Annotated in this window: 13 protein-coding genes; 6 read left to right on the top strand and 7 right to left on the bottom strand. The window is 64.3% G+C overall.

Annotation, left to right across the window (positions count from 1 at the left end):
• Positions 1-47: 47 nt before the first annotated feature.
• Positions 48-1,157 (bottom strand): AGE family epimerase/isomerase, encoded by a 1,110-nt coding sequence (locus ACR9ZC_RS06045; RefSeq protein WP_481579526.1) that lies wholly within the window; start codon positions 1,155-1,157, stop codon positions 48-50.
• 340 nt (positions 1,158-1,497) lie between these two features.
• Here ACR9ZC_RS06045 and ACR9ZC_RS06040 point away from each other — a divergent pair, with 340 nt between their 5' ends.
• The gene (locus tag ACR9ZC_RS06040; RefSeq protein ID WP_481579525.1) at positions 1,498-2,559 is read left to right on the top strand and encodes a hypothetical protein; all 1,062 of its coding nucleotides are present in this window, start codon (positions 1,498-1,500) and stop codon (positions 2,557-2,559) included.
• Between the two features lie 39 nt (positions 2,560-2,598).
• On the opposite strand, the gene ACR9ZC_RS06035 is transcribed toward ACR9ZC_RS06040, so the two are convergent.
• Positions 2,599-4,914 (bottom strand): heavy metal translocating P-type ATPase, encoded by a 2,316-nt coding sequence (locus ACR9ZC_RS06035; RefSeq protein WP_481579524.1) that lies wholly within the window; start codon positions 4,912-4,914, stop codon positions 2,599-2,601.
• A gap of 72 nt (positions 4,915-4,986) precedes the next feature.
• Positions 4,987-5,157: a hypothetical protein gene (locus ACR9ZC_RS06030; RefSeq protein WP_481579523.1), complete on the bottom strand. Its 171-nt coding sequence runs from the start codon at positions 5,155-5,157 to the stop codon at positions 4,987-4,989.
• A gap of 28 nt (positions 5,158-5,185) precedes the next feature.
• Here ACR9ZC_RS06030 and ACR9ZC_RS06025 point away from each other — a divergent pair, with 28 nt between their 5' ends.
• The 3 genes from ACR9ZC_RS06025 to ACR9ZC_RS06015 all read left to right on the top strand — a co-directional run bounded on the left by ACR9ZC_RS06025 (position 5,186) and on the right by ACR9ZC_RS06015 (position 12,675).
• On the top strand, positions 5,186-6,649 hold the full coding sequence (locus ACR9ZC_RS06025) for a DUF1254 domain-containing protein (RefSeq protein WP_481579736.1): 1,464 nt from the start codon (positions 5,186-5,188) through the stop codon (positions 6,647-6,649).
• Between the two features lie 12 nt (positions 6,650-6,661).
• Complete coding sequence (locus tag ACR9ZC_RS06020) at positions 6,662-10,417, top strand: DUF748 domain-containing protein (protein WP_481579522.1); 3,756 nt, start codon at positions 6,662-6,664, stop codon at positions 10,415-10,417.
• Between the two features lie 413 nt (positions 10,418-10,830).
• The gene (locus ACR9ZC_RS06015) at positions 10,831-12,675 is read left to right on the top strand and encodes an ABC transporter ATP-binding protein (RefSeq protein ID WP_481579521.1); all 1,845 of its coding nucleotides are present in this window, start codon (positions 10,831-10,833) and stop codon (positions 12,673-12,675) included.
• Here the strand turns inward: ACR9ZC_RS06015 and ACR9ZC_RS06010 are convergent.
• Both ACR9ZC_RS06010 and ACR9ZC_RS06005 read right to left on the bottom strand, forming a co-directional pair.
• Positions 12,663-14,270 (bottom strand): porin, encoded by a 1,608-nt coding sequence (locus tag ACR9ZC_RS06010; protein ID WP_481579520.1) that lies wholly within the window; start codon positions 14,268-14,270, stop codon positions 12,663-12,665. The genes ACR9ZC_RS06015 and ACR9ZC_RS06010 overlap by 13 nt on opposite strands.
• A gap of 461 nt (positions 14,271-14,731) precedes the next feature.
• The gene (locus tag ACR9ZC_RS06005; RefSeq protein ID WP_440559951.1) at positions 14,732-15,184 is read right to left on the bottom strand and encodes a hypothetical protein; all 453 of its coding nucleotides are present in this window, start codon (positions 15,182-15,184) and stop codon (positions 14,732-14,734) included.
• Between the two features lie 231 nt (positions 15,185-15,415).
• Between ACR9ZC_RS06005 and ACR9ZC_RS06000 the strand changes: the two genes are divergently transcribed.
• The gene (locus ACR9ZC_RS06000) at positions 15,416-15,925 is read left to right on the top strand and encodes a DUF1269 domain-containing protein (protein WP_481579519.1); all 510 of its coding nucleotides are present in this window, start codon (positions 15,416-15,418) and stop codon (positions 15,923-15,925) included.
• A gap of 18 nt (positions 15,926-15,943) precedes the next feature.
• Here ACR9ZC_RS06000 and ACR9ZC_RS05995 read toward each other — a convergent pair whose 3' ends face one another.
• Both ACR9ZC_RS05995 and ACR9ZC_RS05990 read right to left on the bottom strand, forming a co-directional pair.
• Positions 15,944-16,648 carry a glutathione S-transferase N-terminal domain-containing protein gene (locus ACR9ZC_RS05995; protein WP_440559952.1) on the bottom strand — a complete coding sequence of 235 codons (705 nt, stop codon included), beginning with the start codon at positions 16,646-16,648 and terminating at the stop codon, positions 15,944-15,946.
• 142 nt (positions 16,649-16,790) lie between these two features.
• Positions 16,791-18,845, bottom strand: coding sequence for a hypothetical protein (locus ACR9ZC_RS05990; protein WP_481579518.1), 2,055 nt, complete (start codon positions 18,843-18,845; stop codon positions 16,791-16,793).
• 1 nt (position 18,846) lies between these two features.
• On the opposite strand from ACR9ZC_RS05990, the gene ACR9ZC_RS05985 reads away from it, so the two are divergent.
• A complete protein-coding gene (locus ACR9ZC_RS05985; protein WP_481579517.1) occupies positions 18,847-18,975 on the top strand; it encodes a hypothetical protein in 129 nt (42 codons plus the stop codon).
• The last annotated feature ends 749 nt before the right edge of the window (positions 18,976-19,724 follow it).

Below are 19,724 nucleotides of genomic sequence, written 5' to 3'. Positions count from 1 at the left end.
CGTGACTGCCGTAAACCCTAGGCGGGAATCCGCCGTAACGCACGGTGTCAGCGTGCGCCCGGCAACGACGCGTAAGCCGTCGCCAGATGGTAGGGCGTGGTCGACGGCATATCGGCGCGCGCAACGTCGCCGGCCGGAGTCTTGCACTCGTACCAGCCGCGAGAATGCAAAAAGCGCTCGCGAAACGCGGCGATTTGCGATGCGAGTGCTCGAAGATCGTCGGCCGTGCCGCGTGTCGCCAGCGCGCGCAGATATTCTGTCTGCGCCCAGATGCGCTGCGTTGCATCCTGAATCGAGCCGTCCTCGTTGAGCGCGGCGCACACGCCGCCCGTGACGGCGTCCACGCCGTGGCGCTGCGCGAAGACGAACGCGCGCTCGAGCGAGTCGGCCAGCCCCGATGCGGCGATCGTGCTGCCGGCGCTCGCCGCCAGATAAAACCACTCGAACTGGTGGCCCGGTTCGAGCCGGTTGCCCGCCGTGCCGATCGGCAATTCGGCGATCGCCCCTGTCGGCGCATGCACGAATGTGCCGGCGACGGCATCGGCAAGCCGCGCGAGCGAGCGGTCATAGGCACTCTCACCCGTGGCGGCACGCGCGGCCAGGTACGCTTCGGTCAAGTGCATGAGCGGGTTCTGCAGCGCGCTCGTGCGCACCGTCGAGAAGTTCTCGTCGAGCGCGGCATGCAGAAGGCCACCCGACGCGGCAAAGCGCGCATCGACCAATGCTGCCGTTTCGGCCAGCACGTCGAGCGCATCGCGCTCGCCGAATGCGCTCGCATACTGAGCGCACGCGAAGATGACGAATGCGTGTGTATAGAGGTCTTTCGTCGTGTCGAGCGGCGCGCCGGCGGCATCGACGCTATAGATCCATCCGCCGTGGCGCGCGTCGCGGAAATAGCGGCGCATTGAATCGAACAGCGTGTGAGCATGTTCGGCGTCGCCGGCCAGCGAAAACACGAACAGTTGCCGCGCGCAGGCCATCGCGCGATAACGGACGACAGGCAGCGGCGCCTGATCGTCCGCGCTGACGGCCTCGTACGGCAGGCGGAGGGCGGCGTTGTAGCCCGCTCCGCGCCACAGCGGCATGACCGCGTGCGCATAGTGTTCGCGAAGGGCGCTGATTTGCGCCGCGATGGCAGCGTCGATCGAAGTGGACATAAAGCGTATGGGGCAAACGGCCCTATCGGATGAACGCGGTGGCCACCGCGCGAAGCGCAAAGGATAATTCAAATTCGCCGCACCGGGCGCGGCCGCACCGCTCGATTCCCACGCTGTCGCGCCTGCCGATCGTGCGACAATGCGGCGTTCGCCGAACACGACGACCGAATAGATTCGCGCGCGCGCGGCCATGACCGCGCTCTTCGCTTTACCGTCTTTCCGCTTTCCAGCTATGGCAGATTCCGCAGCATCTTCGACCTCTCGCGTCAGCCGCCCGGCGACCGCCCGACGGCGCGCGCGTGCCGCTTCTCCCGCATCGGATGCGCCGTCGAATCCCACCGTGTCCGAACCGAGCACGCCTGCAATCGCTGCAGCGGGACCTGAGGGCAACGAAGGCGCTGCGCTCGTCGGCGAGGGCTCGGTCGGGCGTGGCCATCCGCAAGACTCGCGCGAGGAATCGCCCGCCGAACGCCTCGACAGCGATTTCTTCGGCGCCCTGGAAACATTGAACCTCGATCCGCGTCAGGGCACGTTGGCCGGCTTCGAAGTGCCGGCCGATGCGCTCGATTCGCTTCGCGCACGCGCCGAAGCGCAGCGAGCCGCCGCCGAGCGGGACGCCGAAACGGTCCCGCAGTCCCCGGATCCCGAGACGGGAGCTGCGTCAGCGGCATTGCACGAGCCGGCACCCGCTTCGATGCGCGCGCAAGTCATCCCGCAACCGGCCGGCGCGCGGATCGCGGACATCGCCGCTTATCTGCGTGTCGATGACGCCGGCAGTGCGGACCCGGCCCAAGCCGGGCCGGCCGACGGACCGGCGCGCAACAGGCTGCAGCCGGCCAAGCGCGCATGGACATCGGGCGCCGCGCAGGGGTCTTCATCGTCATCGTCATCGTCATTGGCACCGCCATCGGCCGACTCGCCTGCTTCCGGTTCCGCTGATGCCATCGGAGCGGCGCAGGTCGCACAAACCGCATCGACGGCGGCATTGGCCGAGACCGTCGCTGCGCTGTCGCGCTCGCTCGCTGAAGAGCGCCGGGCCTCGGCCGCCAGCCGTCGACGCAGCGCGCGCCTGCTGACTATCATGGCGTGCGCGAGTGTCCTGATGCTGGCGCTCGCGATCGCACAGTTCGTCGTCCTTGCACGTGTAGCGCGCGAAAGCGCCGCCGCACAGCAAAAAACCGAAGCGCTGCTGCGCAGCCAGCAGCTGGCGCTCGCGGCGTTTCTCGACACGGCCTCCGGTGCGGCGGCGGATATCCGCGGCACGGCCGACGCGATGGCGGGAAGGCTTGCCGCGCTCCCGTCGCGCCAAGGCGCCGCGCCGGGCGCACCTTCGGCATCTATTTCGACGCTGACGCCGTCGGCCAGGCATGCGCGCACCGCTCACACGCACAGGGGCGGTTGACCGGCGGCTGCCACGGACCCATGCGCCAGCCGCTCCCGTTTAGCGTTTCCAACGCTTGAGCAGCAATGCGTTCGTGACGACGCTGACGCTCGAAAACGCCATCGCGGCGCCCGCGAGCATCGGGTTGAGCCAACCGAGCGCGGCGAGCGGAATGCCGATCAGGTTATAGACGAACGCCCAAAACAAATTCTGCTGAATCTTGCGATAGGTCCGCCGCGAGATGTCGATCGCATCGGCGACGAGCGACGGTTCGCCGCGCATGAGCGTGATCCCGGCTGCATGCATCGCGATGTCGGTGCCGCTCGCGAACGCGAGGCCGATATCGGCTGCCGCAAGGGCGGGCGCGTTGTTGATGCCGTCACCCGCCATCGCGACGATGCCGCCGCTTTGCGCCTTGATTTCGCGCACCACGCGCGCTTTATCCTCGGGCAGCACCCCGGCGTGGAACGTTTCGATGCCGAGCGCAGCGGCCACCGAAGCTGCGGCGCCGCGGTTGTCGCCGGTCACGAGCACGCTCTCGATTCCGCGCGCCGCGAGACGTTCGACGGCAGCGCGTGCATCGGGCTTGACCGTGTCACCGAATGCGATCAGTGCGAGCGCGGTCGGGCTCACGCCCGACCCTTCGGCGCGCATGAGCCACGATACGGTATTGCCGGCGGCCTCGAGTTCGCGAGCCCGCGCGAGCACGGGCGCTGGCGGGGCGATGCCGAGCGCGTCGAGCCAGCCGCCATTGCCGAGCATGAGCGTAGTGCTTTCGACTTCCCCTTGCACGCCCCGGCCCGGCACTGCCTGGACGTGAAGCGCCCGCAGAGGTGCTACCGCCGGTACGTTGCCGCCCGTTTCCGTCCGCATTTGCGCTTCGAATGCGGTGACGAGCGCACGCGCGAGCGGGTGTTCGCTGCCGCGTTCGAGCGCGGCAGCGAGCGTCCATGCCCGGTTCCGCTCGATCCCGATGCTTTCGAATGCGACGACTCGCGGCTTGCCGAGCGTGAGCGTGCCGGTCTTGTCGAATGCGACGACCGTGACGCGTTGCGCGAGTTCAAGCGCTTCGGCGTCCTTGATCAGCACGCCGTGCCGTGCCGCGACGCCCGTGCCCGCCATGATGGCCGCGGGCGTGGCCAGGCCGAGCGCGCAAGGGCAGGCAATGACGAGCACTGACACCGCGTTGAGGATGGCGGTCTCGGCCGATGCGCCCGAGAGCAGCCAGCCGGCGAGCGTCGCCGCGGCGATCAGCAGGATCGCCGGTACGAATACGGCACTCACGCGATCCACGAGCCGCTGGATCGGCGCCTTGTGGGCCTGCGCCGTCTCGACGAGCCGCACGATGCGCGCGAGCGTGGTTTCCGCGCCGATCGCGGTGGTGGTGACGGCCACGAGCCCCTCGCCGTTGATCGAACCGGCCGTCAGCCGGTCGCCGGGCGCTTTCGCGACGGGCAGGCTTTCGCCCGTGATCAGCGCTTCGTCCACGTGGGTGCGCCCTTCGAGAATCGAGCCGTCGACGGGCACGCGTTCGCCGGGCCGCACGAGAACGACCATGCCGACGCGCACCTCGTCGAGCGGCACTTCGCGCTCGCTGCCGTCAGCTTGCCGCAGCCGCGCGCGGTCAGGCCGAAGCGCGTTCAGGGCACGGATCGCGGCAGTGGTCTCGCGCTTGGCGCGCGTCTCGAGCCATTTGCCGAGCCGCACGAGCGCAATGACGACGGCCGAGGCTTCGAAGTACAAGTGCATCGTGTCGCCGGGATGCACGCTCATCTGCCATACGCTGAGCCCATAGGCGGCCGAAGTGCCGAGCGCGACGAGCAAATCCATGTTGCCGGTGCGAGCGCGCACGGCATGCCAGGCCCCGACATAAAACCTCGCACCGCAGGCGAACTGCACGACGCTTGCCAATATCAACTGCAGCCATGCCGGCAGCATCCAGTGACCGCCGACGGCTTCGGCGAGCATCGGCAACATCAGTGGCAAAGAGAAAGCGGCGGCGACGGCCACCGCAGCCAGCTCGCGCCGCGATTGCCGATGGCGCGCGGCATCGCGATCGGCATCGGTGCCTGCGGCCGCAGTGCCCGAATCGCGGTCCGATCGACCTGGCGCATTCACGACGGGCCGCGCCTCGTAGCCGGCCCCCGCGACTGCCGCGACGAGCGCCTCGAGCGTCGCAGGCGCGGCGGCGGTGGCGAGCCCTACACTGGCCCGCTCGGTTGCGAGGTTCACCGAGACGTCGACGACGCCGGGAACGCGCGAGAGCGCTTTTTCGACGCGCCGCACGCACGAGGCACAGCTCATGCCGCCGATATCGAGTTCGGCGGTCGCGGCCGGCGAGGCCGCCGCTGCTGGGGGAGAGGCGAGATCGGTCATGATGGAAATCGGCATAGGCAAGCGGACACTGCCGCGATGAACGACAGTTTTGACCTTCCCATCATTGGAAGGTCAAGCGGCAGTTTCGCGCACCCCGGAAACCCTCGCTTCGGTGTTGTCCTTGCTTACCGCCTGAGGATACGATAAAACCCTTTCGCGATCCGACACGAAGCCGGGAGCGCCGTCTTTGCCGGACGGCGTGCCATGTGTCGGATCCTCGATGCCGTTTTGCGGATATTTCATCGACTCCTAAATGAAAAAGACAACAACAATGCGACACGCATTCTCACCCGCCGGGGCTGCATCATGGATCGTCGGCGTTGCCGTCCTCGTGCTGGCCGGATGTGCCGCGCCGATGCACACGTCCAGCACGCCTCGTAACCCTGGCTGGACCAAGGACGAAGTCTCCGACTCTTATGTATTCGGTTACCCGCTCGTCGTGATGACGAGTGCCCGCGCGGCGGCCGCGGCGGGGCAGGCGCCCGGAGCGGGAGTGAACACGCTGCAACGCCAGGACACGTTACCGGCCGCGGACGATGCCGGCCTGTTGCCGCACGCTGATGTGGACACGCTGGCATCGACGGCGTGGCTCGATCTGAGCGCCGAGCCGATGGTGCTCTTACTGCCGAATACGCGCGGCGAATACCTCGACGCCCGGGCGCTCGATATGTGGACGAACGTCGTCTGGTCGACGGGCAAATTTGCCAATGCGCGCGGTTTCACCAAGCCGAGCGCTATCGCGTTCGTGGCGCCGGGCTGGGACCGGCAGTTGCCTCCTGACGTCGAACGTGTCGATGCGCCGGGCATGAGCCTGTGGCTCTCGGTGCGTTTCGCGGCGACGGGGCCTCGCGAGGTGCCAGCCGCGCGAAGACTGCAAAGCCTCGTGCGTCTCGAACCGCTTTCGGCTTTCGTCGAGGAGCACGGCAGACGCGCGAAAGGCGGCAAACGGCTCAAGCCGGGCAAACGCGCGGAATCGGACAGCGACGGCGAATCGATCGCGCTTGCCGACACACCCGCCGCACAAACCACGGCGGTGGCCGCGCTCGACCCAGATGCTTTCTTCGGGCGTCTTGCCGATGCCTTGCGCGACAATCCGCCTTCCGCGGCCGAGGCGCATGAGATCGAGATCCTCGCCGATCTCGGTGTGAAACCGGGCGAAGCCGTGCATTTGCCGCACGACGCGGCCGATGCGATCAAGGACGGCATCGCCGATGCGCATGCACGGCTTGCCAGCGCGCCCGTCAACGCGCTGTCGGGCAACGGCTGGACGTGGCTTGCCGATGGCGTCGGACACTACGCCGACGATTACGCGCTGCGGGCGTACGCTACGTTTACGCGCCCCGGCAGCGGAACGAAGGAGGACGATATGGTGGCGACCACGTCCGTCGACGCGCAGGGCGAGCCGCTCGACGGCGATAACCGCTATATCCTGCATTTTTCGGCCAAGGCCTTGCCGCCGGTGCGCGGGTTCTGGACACTGACCGCCTATACCGCGGATGGCGCCCTGACCGATGGCCGGCTGCCGCATCTCTCGGTTGCGTCGCGCGACGGTCTGCGGCGCAACCGCGACGGTTCGGTCGACATCTATGTCCAGAGCGCGTCGCCCGGGCGTGCGCGACAGGTGAATTGGGTTCCGGCACCGAAGGGCCCCTTTGAGCTCGTTTTGCGGCTTTACGCCCCGCAAACCGGCGCCGCGGATGGCAATTGGCAACCGCCCGCGCTCGTGCGCAAGTAAACCGGAGGGTGGATGACGAGCAGTTCTAATGCCGGCAATGAAGGCGCGCTGACCCGGCTACTCGGCGTGGTGCGCTCGCGCGGTGCGCGTCGGTGGGCGATTTCGATCGTCGTCATCGTCGCCCTTTTCGGGCTGCTGGGATTTTTCGCCGCGCCGCCGCTTCTGCGGCACGTAGCCGAACAGCAACTGAGCGCCCAACTGGCGCGGCCGGTGACGATCGGGCGTGTCACGCTCAATCCTTACACGCTGCGGCTCGAAGCCGATCGCATCCGCATCGGCGAAAAGGCGGCGCCAGGCGATTTCTTCAGCGCCGAGCGCCTCGTCGTGCGCCTGTCATGGCTCACGATCCTGCGCTTTGCGCCGATCGTCGACGAGTTGACGATCGATTCGCCGCACGCGAACATCGTGCGGCTCGATGCGCAGCGCTTCAATTTCACGGATATCGTCGAAAAGTTCTCGACGCCTTCCAAGCCGCAAACGGGGCCGGCGCGTTTTTCCGTCTCGAACATCGACGTCGATAACGGCCGCATCGATTTCGACGACCGATTGCTCGGCGCGCGGCATGTGATCGATCAGCTCTCGCTGGGCGTGCCGTTCGTCGCCACGCTGCCTTCGAAGACCGATATCTTCGTCGATCCTCGTTTTGTCGCGCGTGTGGACGGCAGCCCCATCAGCGTTGGCGGCAAGACGAAACCGTTCGCGGCGTCGCGCGAATCGGAAATCGCGTTGAAGTTTGCCGATCTGGACGTGCCGCGCCTGCTGTCGTACGCGCCGGTCAAGCTGCCTGTCACCGTGCAAAACGGCAGGCTTGCCGGCGATCTGAAGCTGCACTTCGCGATGAGCGGCGATGCGCCGGCGCTCACTGTGACAGGCACCGCCGATCTGGCCGATGCGCGCGTCGTCGACGAACGCAGCGCGCCGCTTTTTTCGGCACATGCGCTGCATGTTGCCGCCGCTTCGCTCGAACCGTTCAAGCGCGTGTTCCGCTTCGACGAAATTCGGCTCGATCAGCCGTCATTGCATCTGGTGCGCGAGCGTTCGGGCGAACTCAGCGTGGCGCGTACGTTTGCCGCCGCGCCGGAGGGTGCGTCCGCAGGCTCGGCCGCATCAGCCGCATCGGTGCCGGCCGCGGCATCCGGCGTGGCCGGCACCGTGACGCCGCTCGATCTCTCGATCAAGCGTTTGGCGCTCAACGACGGCGATATAGCACTCGAAGACCGCACGCCCGCTCGGCCCGTGGCGCTCGGGCTCAACCATCTGACGGTCGCGGTCGACGATTTTTCGACGCTCGCCAAGCGCCCGGTGCGCTACGCGGTGCGCACGGCGCTCGCCCAGGGCGGCACGCTTGCGGCGACCGGCTCGTTCGATCTCGACGCCAAAACCGCCGATGCAAAACTCGCGGCCGAGGCGTTGCCGCTCGCGCTGGCCCAGCCGTATCTGGCCGACGCCACGGCTGCGAAGGTTTCGGCTGGCACGCTCGGGGCGAACTTGCCGGTGAAGGTCGATTGGTCGAAGGCGCCGGTGAATGTGCATGTGAGCGATGGCGACTTGACCCTCAAGTCATTGAAACTGGCCAGTTCCAGCGGCTCGGGAGACGTTGCGCTCGGCGACGCGCGCATCGGCGTCAAGCAGATCGACCTTGCGGGACGCAAGGCGGAACTATCGAGCGTCGAGGCCACCGGCCTCGCGGTCAAGGCGACGCGCTTGAAGGACGGCCGCATCGATCTGGCGGCGTGGGCCGAAGCGCCGAAACCGGCACAAGCGCCTGCGGATGCGCGCGCGAGCGAGCACGAGGCCGACCAGGCTCAGCGGCCGGCCGTCGAACGCAAATCTCGCGACGCCCGCGCGGCCAACGGTGGTCAGCCCGCGGGCGGATCCCCCGCGTGGCATTACTCGATTGGCGAATTGCGTTTGAAAGACGCGTCGGCCGATATCGTCGATCAGGTGCCGGCCCGCCCGGCGACCGTGCACTTTTCGTCCATTCAGTTGGAGGCGCAAAACGTCAGCGACGACATGAGCCGTCCGCTGCCCATCAAGCTCGATGCGACGCTGAACGGCAAGGGCATGCTCGAAGCCTCGGGAAGCGTCGTGCCGAGCCCGCTCGACGCGTCGCTGAAGCTCCATGCGAACCGTCTCGACGTGGCGGCGTTCGAGCCGTACTTCGGCGATAGCTTGAACGCCGCCGTCAAGAGCGCGTTCGTCAATGCCGGGGGCGAACTGAAGTTGTCGACGACCAAAGATAGCGTCAAGGCGAGTTACCGGGGCGGTGCGGCGCTCGTCGATGTACGGCTGCTCGACCGCGTCACTTCGGCCCCGCTCGCGGGATGGCGTTCACTGGTGCTGGCGCGTACGAATGTGCGTTACGACGGCCGGGCCACAGATATCGACATCGGCCGCGTCACGTTCGCGCAGTTCTTCGGCAGCGTGTTGCTGAGCGCACAGGGCAAGCTCAATCTCGACGATGTGCTCGCGCGCGAGAAGAGCGACGCGGCGGCGACAGACGCTGCCACGCATCGCGGGCACACGAGCGAAGTGGTGGTGGCGCACAACGCGCCGTCCACGCCGTCGAATCCGGTCCGTGTTCATGTCGGCGAGGTCGTCTTGCAGCAAGGGCACGTCCGATACACGGACAACTTCGTGAAACCGAACTACAACGCGAACCTCGTCGACATTACGGGAACGATCGGCGCATTCGGCACGGATTCGACTACGCCGGCCCCCGTGGACGTCGGCGCGAGCCTGGCCGGCAACGGCCCGATCGCAATCCGCGGTACGGTCAATCCGCTCGCCGAGAACCCGTCGCTCGATTTGAGCGCGAGCGCGCACGACATCGAGCTCACGAACCTTACGCCCTACTCGGTCAAATATGCCGGCTATCCGATCACGAAGGGCACGCTCAATGTCGATCTGCACTACAAGCTCGAGAACGATCTGCTGACGGCCAACAACCACCTGTTCATCGATCAGCTGACATTCGGCGACCATGTCGAGAACGACACCGCAACGAAGCTGCCGGTGCGCCTTGCCATTTCGCTGTTGAAGAACTCGCGCGGACAGATCGATGTGAACGTCCCGGTCTCGGGTTCCCTCTCGAATCCGCAGTTCAGCCTGGGCAGTCTCATTTGGGGCGCGATTCTGCATCTCGTCGAGCGTGCGGTGACGGCACCGTTCACGCTGCTCGCGAACGCGTTGGGCGGTAGCGGGGAGAGCGGTGCACGGGAGCTTCGCTACGTCGCGTTTGCGCCGGGATCGGCCGAGCTGACCGACTCGACGCGCAGCAAGCTCGATACGATTGCGAAGCTGCTCGCCGATAAACCGGAAGTGAAACTGGACCTGACGGGCCGCGCCGATCCCGCCATCGATACGCCCGCGTTGAGGCTGGCGTATGTGGACGATCTGGTGCGCAAGGAGAAGCTCAAATCGCAGGGCGGGAGCGCGCAGGATGCCGATGTGTCGTCGGTGACGTTCGCACCGGGCGAATACAGCGAGTATTTGACGAAGGCCTACAAGGACGCCGATTTCAAGAAGCAGCGCAACTTCATCGGCCTCACGAAGACGCTGCCCGACGACGACATGAAGCGGATACTGGCCGCTCATGCGCCCATCGACGAGGCGAGCCTTCGCGATCTGGCGCAGCGTCGCGCTCAGGCGGTTCGCCAGTATTTGAAAGTCGATGCCCAGCGGGTATCCATCGCGACGCCGAAGCTGGATGCGAAGGATCTGAACGATACCGGGCCGACTACTCGGGTCGACTTTGGAGTGGGTTGAATCGGCATTGCCGCGGGGGCCGAAGCGTTGCTGGCCCTCTCCCCGAAAATAGCCCGCTCGTTCCGCGGGATATTCTCGGACGGGCCACGCGTTGCCGCATCCGCTGCTACAATCTTGCAATCGCAGTCCGGTTCATTCATTCCGTTCACTTCGTCCACACGCAAAGGAGGCGTCCAAATGGTGTCGACAACGCTTTCAGCCGTCCTTTACGTGGCCCCACTCCCGACCTTCGCGGTCACGGTACCTCCGCGGCACAGCTAGCTTTGCCGCACCCGGGCATCGTATTTCCCGGCTGAACGTCCCAATCAATCACTCGCGGTTTGCGCGCGCAGGCGAACGCCTGGCGCTGTAGACGCATTCTTTTTTGATTTCGATTCCCCGGTACGCCTCGGCGTCCCCGGGGCGGAGCACTTATGACCCGCAAGAAACTGGATTTCGGCGGCCGTGCATTCAAGAGCGTGTTCGGCTATACCTTTGCTCACTGGCGCAAGCAGCCGTGGCGAATCGGCACCATCGTGCTGCTCTCGTTGGCGGGCGCGCTGGCCGACGTGTTGACGCCGTACTTCGCAGGCCGCCTCGTCAACGCCCTCGCGACGGCTGCGCACGCCAAGGCAGCTGCCTTCGATGCGGCACTGAGCGCATTTGCCGCGTTGATCGCGCTGGGCGTCGCGGCCGCGCTGCTGCGCTACCTGATGTTCCTCGACATCATCGCGCTGACGCTGCGCATGATGAGCGAGATCGCGGGCAATGCGTTCCACCGCGTGCAGCGTTTTTCGTCCGACTGGCACGCCAACAGCTTTGCAGGCTCGACCGTACGCAAGATCACGCGCGGCATGTGGGCGCTCGATCTGCTCAACGATACGCTGCTGATCGGCCTGTTGCCCTCGCTCGCCATGCTCGTCGGCGCGACCGTGCTGCTCGGCATGCATTGGCCGGCCATGGGAGCCGTCGTCGGCGCGGGCGCGCTCGTCTACGTCGTCGTCACGGCGGGGCTTTCAGTCGGCTTCGTCGCACCGGCCGCGCGGCTCGGCAACGCGTGGGATACGCGCATGGGCGGCGCGTTGGCCGACGCGGTGACCTGCAACTCTGTCGTCAAGGCATTCGGCGCGGAGCTGCGCGAGGAGGAGCGTCTATCGCGCGTCGTCGGCAAATGGCGCAGCCGCACCCGGCGGGCCTGGATGCGCGGCACGGCCAACGGCGGAGCACAAAATGCGATGCTTGCGGCCATGCAGGCGGCGATGCTCGGGGCGGCGCTCATTTTGTGGATGCGGGACGAAGCTAGCGTGGGCGACATTACATTTGCGCTGACCATGTTCCTCGTCTTGCAAGGCTATCTGCGCGACGTGGGGATGCTCGTGCGCAATCTGCAGCGCTCGGTCAATGACATGGAAGAGCTCGTCGCGCTCGAAAACCATCCGCTTGGCATCGACGACGAGCCCGATGCGCCGGCGATCGCGATCGAGCGCGGCGAAATTCGCTTCGAGCACGTGACGTTCCGCTACGATGCGCACGCCGCGCCGCTTTACGCCGATTTCTCGATGCGCATCGCGCCGGGCGAGCGCATTGGCCTGATCGGCCATTCGGGTTCGGGCAAGACCACGTTCATCAAGCTGATTCAACGGCTTTATGACGTGCAAAGCGGCGCGATTCTCATCGACGGTCAAGACATCGCGCAGGTCAGGCAAGCCTCGCTGCGTGCGCAAATCGCGATCGTCCAACAAGAGCCGTTGCTCTTCCATCGGACGCTCTCGGAGAACATCGCCTATGCACGCCCCGGCGCGACGCGTGCCGAGATCGAACGCGCGGCCCGGCTGGCGAACGCGCATGAGTTCATCGCCGCGTTGCCCAAAGGCTATGAAACGCTCGTCGGCGAACGTGGCGTCAAGCTGTCCGGCGGCGAGCGTCAGCGCGTCGCGATCGCCCGGGCATTTCTTGCCGATGCGCCGATTCTGATCTTCGACGAAGCCACATCGAGCCTCGATAGCGAAAGCGAGGCGCTGATCCAGCAGGCGATGGAGAGGCTGATGGTGGGACGCACGACGATCGTCATCGCGCACCGCTTGTCGACCGTGCGAGCGCTGGATCGCCTTCTCGTGCTCGACCGTGGCCGCATCGTCGAGCAAGGAGATCATGATGCGCTGATTCGCATCGAACGCGGTATTTACCGGCGGCTTTTCGAACGCCAGGCGCTCGGGATGGCGAAAGGGCTCGACGCATCGCTGCATGAGCCGCCGGTGGTGCTCGCTCAGAACTTGTAGTTGAGGCCTACCGATACGCCCATTTCGCGCCCACCGGCATAGCAGAACGGCGCGCCCTGCGAAACGGAGCTGCCGTCATGGCAGTCCACCGTCACCGCGCGGCCGCCCGCGCCCAGCGCATAGTGCGCAGCGGGCTGATTGAGCATGAGCGCGTAGTCGGCATACACCGTCGTATGCTTGTCGATCTTGTGTCGGATGATCGCGGCGAACAGGTTAGCCGCATTGTGCGGATTAGCCGTGCCAAGCGCGGTCGGATCGACAGGCGGCGTGTTGTGCTGCCCCGGATCGCCGGGTGTGTGGAACGCATGCGCCCAGCCCAGGCTCAGGCTGTCCTTCGGCGTGAAGTCCTGTGTCACTGCAAGCCAGAGCCCGTTTCGGCTGCGTTCGTTTTGCACCTCGAGATACGCCGGAATCTTCCGGCGCATCACCTCATAGACGCCGTTGAGCGTGGTGTGGGTGGGCAGCTTGTACTGCATGCCGACCTTCCAAGCCCATTCGTTGCCGATATCGTTGGGGTCCGTTCCGTCCAGCGATGCGAGTGCAGCGGGCGTGGAGCTCACGTCCCCTGATCTGTTGACCGCTTTGTGAAGTTCGTACGCGGTCGTGAAATAAAACGGACCACCCTGATAGGCGATGTTGGCGCTATATGCGGAGCCGTAGCTGCCGTCGTTACAGGCCACGGGGCCGCCGCCGCTGCCTGGTATGTTGCCGCCCGTACAGTTCGATTCGCCCGAAGCCTGAGTGGAGTTTTCGTAACCGCGGTTCTGCCCGGGCGAAACGAGCGCGTTGAACGACCACCCGTGGAAGTTCGGGGATTCATACCAGAGCGCATGATCGAGGCGGGTTCCGAATTCGACACGGTTGTCGCCGCCCGTATTGCCCATGATGGCGCCGTAGTCGCCGAGCGTTCCGGAAAACGGATTCAGTCTTGCCGTGGAGTTCTTGTAGGGCGCATCGGTTTTGCCCACCTTGAACGCCCCCCACTTCGACGAGGCGATACCGATGTAGCTGTTGCGCGAAGTCAGCGCACCCTTGACGGTCGAATCCTGTGCCGAGTTCGAATTGCCGGTTCCGGACGTTGCCGAGACATCGAGCTGCGTTTCGAACTGATAGACGAATGACAGATCCTTCGACGAGCCGAGCGAGCGCTTGCCTCTCAAGCCGAAATACGAAAGATTCGTCGAGATGTCCGGCTGCCATCCCATATGGCCGCGTGGACTGACGACGGTGCCGTCGGGCAACGTGTACGAGCTGGCAAGGCCTTTCGTTGCGTAATCGACCGAGAGATCCAGATTGCCGTAGAAGTCGATCTCGCCCAGCACTTCCAGCAAGGACTTCAGGCGCGGCGGCAGATTATCGGTCCAGCTCGATTTCGGCGCAACGGTATCCACGCCCGCATAGGCCGCTGTATTAGCGGCCGGCACGGCCGGTGAGGCTTGCTGTGCCTTTTGAGCGGCTTCGGTTCGAGCCTGGCTTGCCGCGAGCGCGTCGAGCTTCTTGTTCAAACTGTCGATTTGCTCCTTGAGCAACCGTATTTCCTGAGATTGGCTGCTTGCCGGGAGCGCCTGTGCCGCAACGCTCCCGGAAACTGTCATACCGGCGGCGATCGCCAACAAGCTTGGAGCCGCAAGAAGCGGCGCGGATCGAAAGGCTTTCAACATCTCCTCCTTTAATTAGGACTGCTAATTACTCTTTTAGATTTATTACACTCCGTAAAGATGTGATCTTTACAAAATGGAATGTATATTACGAAGCGAAAGTATTTTTATAGGCGGGTATGCGGCAGTACCAGATGCGCGCACCGGTTCGCGGTGCAAGCGTTGGGGACGACGGCGGGGGTGATTTGCCGTGATTAGTCCAAATGGCTCCGCTAGTCTGGGATTGATGCAGTTTTTTGAAAAATCTTTTGTTTTTATCGTTTCTATTAGAAGCGCTGAGAGTTGCTTCCCGGAGCCCCGGGCGACACAGATAAAAAAAGGCGAGCGGGAGCGCTCGCCTTCAACGGGGTGCCCGGCTTCGCGTCAGCTGAGCCGATGCACGTCCGGGACGGTCGGATTTATTGTGTCTTGACCGTCGAATCGGTTTTGACGTCAGCCTTCGTGTCGGCGTTGGCGCCGGCCTTGGCATCGGCCTTGACCGGGGCCTTCGCATCCGTCTTCACGGGCGTCGTGACGGCCGCTTCGTTGCCGGCTTTCGTGCTGGTCTTGTCTGCACTTGCGCTCGTGTCGTGCTTCTTGCTCATCTTGTGCGCGTGCGTTTTCTTAGCGTGTGTCGCCGACTTCCTGGTCGTATGAACGTCCGTGCTCGCCTTGTTGGTTGCGGTGGCGGCGTCGTTGGTCGACGCATCGGCCTTCAACCCGCTCGTCGACGCTCCGGCGCCGGCCTTCAGATTGGCCTGGCCTGTCTGCGCGGCAGCGGAGGCGCCGGTCGCCGGAGCGGGCGCGGTCGTCTGTGCGAACGCCGTCGAAACGATGAGAGCGGAAGCGAGAGCAGCGAAAATCGTCTTCATAGGTGACTCCTTGTTGGGCAGCTGAAAATGTTCAGCGCTGCCCGTTTAACGCCACGTCGACGACACGAGTTGACGCCGCTCTGGTGACAAAACGTAAGCGGTATTACAGTGCGGCGGACACAATGGGCGCCTCCGCAGGTCTTTTCAGGCAGATGTGAGGGAGTGGCCGCATCGTGCGGCCGCGCTATCGTCTATAACTGAAATCGGCACCACCTCAAAGGAGGACCCGACATGCGGCGCCTCTATTTCCTCGTATCGGACGCGAGCTCGGCGAAAGCCATCGTCGAAGATCTGCTGCGCGCGCGGATCATCTGGCGGCATATTCACGTCCTGGCCAACCACAGCGTCACCCTGGATGCGCTGCCCGAAGCCTCCTTGCTGCAAACCAGCGACGTCGTGGCCGCACTGGCGCGCGGTACGGCGTTTGGTGGGGCGACCGGCGCGCTTGCGGGGCTCGTCGCACTCGTCTTTCCGCCGGCACAGCTCGCGATTGCGGGCGGTGCCGTCGTTGCATTGACGCTCGCCGGCGCGGGATTCGGTGCGTGGACGGCCACGATGATCGGTGTCGACGAACCCAGTCGGCGTCTCGAGCGGTTTCAAGCCGCGATCAAGGCGGGGCAGCTATTGCTGATGGTCGACGTGCCGCAGGCACGTGAGCAGGAAATTCAACAGATGGTGCACGAGCATTTTCCGCAGGTGGACGTCGAAGGCGGGGAGCCCAAGACGCCCATATTTCCCTGACGGTGTTGCCGCGATGTGTTACCCGCGGCTGGGGATGTCGAGCGCTCGAACGACAGCCGGCCGCGCGACGAATGTCTCGAGCGCGCGCTTGACGTGAACGAAGTCGTCGAACCCGACGAGCTCGCCCGCTTCGTAAAAGCCGACGAGATTGCGCACCCATGGCAACGTAGCCATATCGGCGATCGTGTAGTCGTCGCCCATGATCCATTCGCGGTGGGCCAGCACCCCGTCCAGCACGCCCAGCAGGCGGCGCGCTTCCGCGACGTAGCGATCGCGCGGTCGCTTGTCCTCGTAGTCCTTGCCGGCGAATTTGTTGAAGAAGCCGAGTTGGCCGAACATGGGGCCGATGCCGCCCATCTGGAACATCAGCCACTGAATCGTTTCGTAGCGGCGTGCCTCGTCGTGCGGTATGAATTTGCCGCTCTTGTCGGCCAGATAAATCAGAATCGCGCCTGATTCGAACAGCGCGAGCGGCTTGCCGCCCGGACCTTGCGGATCGATGATGGCCGGAATTTTGCCATTCGGATTGAGCGAGAGAAATTCCGGCGACCCCTGGTCGTTCGTGTCGAAACGGACGAGGTGCGGCTCATAGGGCAGTCCCGTTTCTTCGAGCATGAGCGATACCTTGACGCCGTTCGGCGTGGGCAGCGAATAGAGTTGGATGCGTTCGGGATGCGTTGCGGGCCATTTGCGGGTAATGGGGAAGGCGGATAGATCGTTCACGCTAGTCCTCGATAGGCGGGAAAGTCGACGGCGAGTTGTTCGATCGCGCCGGCATGTCGCCGGCACTTCGAACAACTCGCCGCATTCTACCCGTCAACCGGGACCTGCATCGGGTGGCGGAACAGCGTGGTGAGCCGCGTTTTTATTGACCCGTGTAGCCCACCGGCACCGTCGCGTTGGCCTTCGTCACCGTCGCGTTCGACGATACGACGTAGATCGGCGATTCGGTCAGCGTCAGATTTGCGACACCATTCGAATAGGGCACGGTCTTCGCATTGCCCATGACGTCGAGCACCGTCACGTTGCCGCTCGTGCCGCTCGCGTCGACGGGCAGCGCGTAAGACGTGCTGTACGTCGGACTGTACGCGCCGGATGACGTGGGCCATTGTGCATTGTTGTGCGTCCACAATGCCGTGATCACTTTGCCGCCACCCAGTTGCTGGAACGCGTAGCCATACACCATCGACGGCAGATTCTTCAGGCGTCCGAGCGTTTGCGTGCCGTCGATGATGCGCGTCATCGCAGCGAATGCCATGGCTTGCGGCTTCGGACTCAGATTGTTCGCACCGTACTGTCCCTGGGGATTGGTTACGTCGAAGAACGTGCCGTATCCCACCTCATCCGGATAGTCGGGACCATAGAAGAAGTACGTGACCTGCGCGCCCTCGCCGAGGATGATCAGGTGTGCGCGCGCTGCAACGGCGGCTTGCGCGTAGAGCTGATTCGACGACGGGGAATTCGGTCCGTACGCCACGCCCGGATCGTAGCTGATGCCGAGCTCGGTCGACCAAAGACGCATGTTCGGTTTGACCGATTGCATTTGCGCGCGCAGGGCCTGCATCTGCTTGTCGAGCGCATTGGCGACGTTGGCGGGGTTCGGGTCCGTGTCATAGAGCTCGGGCGGATGCGACGGGTAGGTGCCGGCGTTGTAGTACCCGTGCGTGGTGATGCCGTCGATGTATTGACCCAGCCCCATCGCCGCGTACGTTTGCAGATACCCGCTCGTGCACTCGGTCTGGCAGTTGGCGACCAGCGGATTGGTCGTGCCCATGACGACAGCGTTAGGATCGCTCGCGTGCAATCCGGCGTAGACGGCCGCATACATCTGCACGAAATTCGATTGCGAATCCGTCCACTGCGGCTCCCACGTCACCTGGTAATAGTTGTTCTGCTGGTTCGGGAAGTACGTTTGCCGGATCGCAGACGTGTCCGAGCCGACGCGCGACATGAAGTTGCGATAGTAGGTGAGATCCTTCGGCGCGTTCGTGTCGTCCTGGAATCCGCCCGTCGGGCTGGCCCATCCCGGAATGCCATCGAGGCGCACGAGACGCATGACCTTGCCGTTCGTATAGGCCGGGTCCAACCCGCTCACCGAGGGCGACCACGTGTTCGGGCCGTTGGGCTCCATGGCCGAAAGCTCGCGATCGTCGATCGTTTGCGAGATGCCCAGCGCCGCGAGCGCTGCCGCGTTGCCGTTGAAGCCTTGCATGCCGAAACGATGCTGGTCCTGATGCGCGAACGTGACTGCCGGAATGACACCCGACTCGTTCGGCAGGACGCCGAACGTCGCGATCCCGGTCGGACGCGTGCCGGCTTGCGGCAGCGTGCCGCCAGCGTGGGTCAGCGTCGCCGTGACGGCGAAGTAACCGCCGAGCGAGGCCTGGCACGACAGCGTGTTCGTCTGGGTACCGCTGGCAACCGCAAATGTGCCGCTGCCCTTGATGTTGCCGACGTAGTCCTGAACCGACCAGACGACGGAGTCGGCCGCCGGTGCGGACGTGACGAACGACAGTTTGAACGTGCTGCCCTGCGCGAAGAGGCGTGTACCGTCGGCAGTGGGCGTATCCGCGGAGATCAGGCCGTGTGGCGTTCCACCCGCGCTGGCGACCGGTGCGGCACAGGTGATCTTGCCGCTCGACGTGGACGTCGACGTCGTACTCGTCGTGCCGGTGCTGCCGGTGGAAGTGCTCGTGGTGCCGGTGCTGCTCGTGCCCGTCGACGTCGTCGAGGTGCTCGGAGAGCTGGTCGAGGTCGTGCCGGAACTCGTGCTCGTCGTTCCCGACGAAGGAATCCAGCAGCTCTTGTTGGCGCCGTAGTCGGGATCCGTGCCGAACGCCGTGTTCGTGCACGCGGTCCCATTCGTGAACGTCTTCTTCACGTTGTTGGCGGTCGTGCTGCCGCCATAAAGGACGGTCATCGTGCCGCTGAACGAGCAAGTGCCGTTTTCAACCGCACATTTCGTCCACGAGGTCGTCGAAGTCGTCGATGTCGAAGAGGTGCTCGTCGTCGTGCTCGATGTTCCGGCGCTGTACCAGCAGCTTTTTTGATAGCCGTAGGCCGGATCGGTTTGGGACACGACGCCGTTCGAGCAGCTCACGCCGTTCGTGAACGGCCCATTGAGCGTGTACTGAAGCGGGCTCGCGGTGCCGAAGACAACGTTTGCGGTACCGCTGAAAGAGCAGACGTTACCTTCGCTAGCGCAATAGGTATAGGTCACTCCATTGATCGTGAGCGTGCTTTGAGCGAGCGCATTGTCGGCCCAAAGCGATGCCTGAAGAGATATCGATATGAATAAAGCACCGGTAAAAAATCTCCTAGCGTTAATACGCCAGGAGGCGATGGCGGGAAAGAGCTGGCGGAAAAGGGAGTATTGTCGCACTGCGTGATCTCGTGAAGTTTCGACGGGCGGGGGTGATCGGGCCCGGCGTATGCTACCGAGATTTCTCGTGTTATCAAGTGAGGAAATGGGGCTAATATGAAATGAGGATAGCCCTGAAATGGCGGTTATCGCAGGAGGATATGCTTATTTTCGCTCGATTCGCGTCGAGATGAACGTCCCCGCGCAGTCCGATGTAAGGATTCCCTGGCAACAGTGCGAAAATCACCCGTGCCACTATCAGACTATACGTAGTCTTTCTCTGCCGAGCGTCATATGGGGCGTGACCGGAAAACACTAATTAACGATCCCGCGAATTTCTTGCCATGCAAATATCTCGCGTAAATATTGCGCGAAATAGTTTTACTACCGGAGCGCAATAATTATCCGTGCGACCCCGATATTACGCGGGGAAGGCTG

Source organism: Trinickia sp. HAY1-2D, assembly GCF_056754935.1.
The sequence above is the reverse complement of the archived record's forward strand: the minus strand, read 5'-3'. Positions and strand labels throughout refer to the sequence as shown.